The sequence below is a fragment of the Mesorhizobium sp. NZP2234 genome (genome assembly GCF_013170765.1).
In the GTDB taxonomy this organism is placed as follows: Bacteria; Pseudomonadota; Alphaproteobacteria; order Rhizobiales; family Rhizobiaceae; genus Mesorhizobium; species Mesorhizobium loti_D.
In genome coordinates this window covers 1,827,501-1,830,000 of sequence record NZ_CP033364.1, presented here as the reverse complement: position 1 = coordinate 1,830,000, position 2,500 = coordinate 1,827,501, and the positions used below count along the sequence as shown (strand labels likewise).

1 protein-coding gene, 1 tRNA gene and 2 rRNA genes (2 of these 4 only partly in view) are annotated in these 2,500 nt (G+C 57.6%); all 4 read right to left on the bottom strand.

The features are described from left to right. Positions 1 to 260, bottom strand: the 5' portion of a protein-coding gene (locus tag EB230_RS08960; protein ID WP_056570605.1) for a type II toxin-antitoxin system ParD family antitoxin. 7 nt of this gene lie to the left of the window's left edge; only the first 260 of its 267 coding nucleotides appear in the window; the start codon lies at positions 258 to 260; the stop codon falls past the left edge of the window. Positions 261 to 915: 655 nt separating this feature from the next. After that, positions 916 to 992, bottom strand: a tRNA-Met gene (locus EB230_RS08955). 228 nt (positions 993 to 1,220) lie between these two features. Further along, positions 1,221 to 1,335 (bottom strand): 5S ribosomal RNA (rrf, locus tag EB230_RS08950). 153 nt (positions 1,336 to 1,488) lie between these two features. Beyond that, positions 1,489 to 2,500, bottom strand: a 23S ribosomal RNA gene (locus EB230_RS08945) (it continues 1,786 nt past the right edge of the window).

Below are 2,500 nucleotides of genomic sequence, written 5' to 3'. Positions count from 1 at the left end.
GCTTTCGCCTGCTTCGCGCGATGACGCGCCTCCAGCCTGGAAAAAACCGTTTCGGCGGGAACACCCTTATCCGGATCCCGTTGGAGCTCGGCCAGGCGTCCCGGGATTTCCTCGCGCAGCCACTTCTCCCGCTCCGCCTCGAAATCCTCGAGCATACGCAGGCCGGCTCGGACGACCTCACTGGCATTGTTGTAGCGGCCTGATTCGAGCTGCTTCCTGATGAAGCTCTCGTAGTGGTCATTCAAGGCGTAGTTGGGCATGGCAACCTCTGGAAGAAATATCCGGTCACGGGAATATAGCAATAGATGTCAACTATTGGCAAACGCTGATAGAGAGATGCGGATCACACGCCAATTCCGGATTGCTGCGCGGGGTTTGATTCGCCGATTCGCTCGGCCCCGGTGCCCTCGTCGCCGTCTTGGAGCTTGGATTGCGATTGTTTGGGTGGGCCGATCTTCTGGTTCTCCGCGCGGTGAAGGCGGGAGGGAAAGACCCTGAGCGGCTAGATTCGTCTGGGCTTGGTTTGGGATGGTCGCTCTGATTCGGCTTTCGCCGTTGGGTCGGGCGTTGGGTCCGGCTTCGGAAGGGTCTGCGCTTTGCGGCGGCGTCAGCGGAGGCTGAGCACCCGGATCCGGGGAGCGGGTTGATGGCGGCGGCCGCCTTCCAGGACGGGAGCGGCCCGCGGGCTGTGAGCCAGGCGGGCTGATTTGGGTGTTGTGGTTCATCCGGATAGCAAAACGGCCCGCCGGCGGGATGCCGGGCGGGCCGTTTATTGTCTGGTTTTGGGGACGGGATTTGGGTTTCTGTCCCGCGGCGTCGGCTTTGCCGCCTTGCGGGGCTCTGATGACGGGTTAAAATCGGTCGGCCACCACGGCCAAATACAAAAGAGCCCGCACAAGGCGGGCTCTTTTGATTTGGTTGCGGGGACAGGATTTGAACCTGTGACCTTCAGGTTATGAGCCTGACGAGCTACCGGGCTGCTCCACCCCGCGTCAACCCTAGGCAAGCGTTTGCTTGCCGAACTTAGCAAGCGTTTGCTTGCTTTGGCGGTAAGCGCACACCTACGAATAGGATGGCCTACAGATAGGTAGATGGCTCACCAAATGAAAGGGCCGCTTTCGCGGCCCGAGATCCCGTTGGCGGGCCTGTTCATAAAGAGAAGATTTCTCTGCGTCCGGATCATTTTGATCCTGGATGAGAGACGAACGTGCGTTTAGCAGACCTGGCAGCGACCTACTCTCCCGCGTCTTGAGACGAAGTACCATCAGCGCTGGAGCGTTTCACGGCCGAGTTCGGAATGGGATCGGGTGCAGCCGCTCCGCCATAACCACCAGGTCGGCAAAACGCACGTTGTTCGAGAAGCTTTTTGAGCGAAGAAGCATAGAGAGACGTCGGCAGCGGAGCTGTCGGTCGCCTCTCGGGGCTTTTTCGCTGGTCTTGTTGTGCCTTCATCGTCCCGATTGGGAGTGATGAGCATAAGGAATGAGAACGATCAAGCCGATCGAACTATTAGTACCGGTAAGCTTCAAGCGTTGCCGCTCTTCCACACCCGGCCTATCAACGTGGTCGTCTTCCACGGTTCTCAGGGAATACTCGTTTTAAGGTGGGTTTCCCGCTTAGATGCCTTCAGCGGTTATCCCGTCCGGATATAGCTACCCTGCTATGCGGCTGGCGCCACAACAGGTCCACCAGAGATCCGTCCATCCCGGTCCTCTCGTACTAGGGACAGATCCTTTCAATATTCCTACACCCACGGCAGATAGGGACCGAACTGTCTCACGACGTTCTGAACCCAACTCACGTACCGCTTTAAATGGCGAACAGCCATACCCTTGGGACCTGCTCCAGCCCCAGGATGCGATGAGTCGACATCGAGGTGCCAAACAACCCCGTCGATATGGACTCTTGGGGGTCATCAGCCTGTTATCCCCGGCGTACCTTTTATCCGTTGAGCGATGGCCCTTCCACGCGGGACCACCGGATCACTATGACCGACTTTCGTCTCTGCTCGACTTGTCAGTCTCGCAGTCAGGCAGGCTTATGCCATTGCACTCAGCGAACGATTTCCGACCGTTCTGAGCCCACCATCGCGCGCCTCCGTTACTCTTTAGGAGGCGACCGCCCCAGTCAAACTACCCACCATACATTGTCCCGGACCCGGATAACGGGCCGCGGTTAGACATCCATAGTAATAAGGGTGGTATTTCAAGGGTGGCTCCACCTGAGCTGGCGCCCAGGTTTCAAAGCCTACCACCTATCCTACACATGCCACTACGAATGCCAATGTAAAGCTATAGTAAAGGTGCACGGGGTCTTTCCGTCTAACCGCAGGAACCCCGCATCTTCACGGGGAATTCAATTTCACTGAGTCTATGCTGGAGACAGCGGGGAAGTCGTTACGCCATTCGTGCAGGTCGGAACTTACCCGACAAGGAATTTCGCTACCTTAGGACCGTTATAGTTACGGCCGCCGTTTACTGGGGCTTCGATTCAGAGCTTG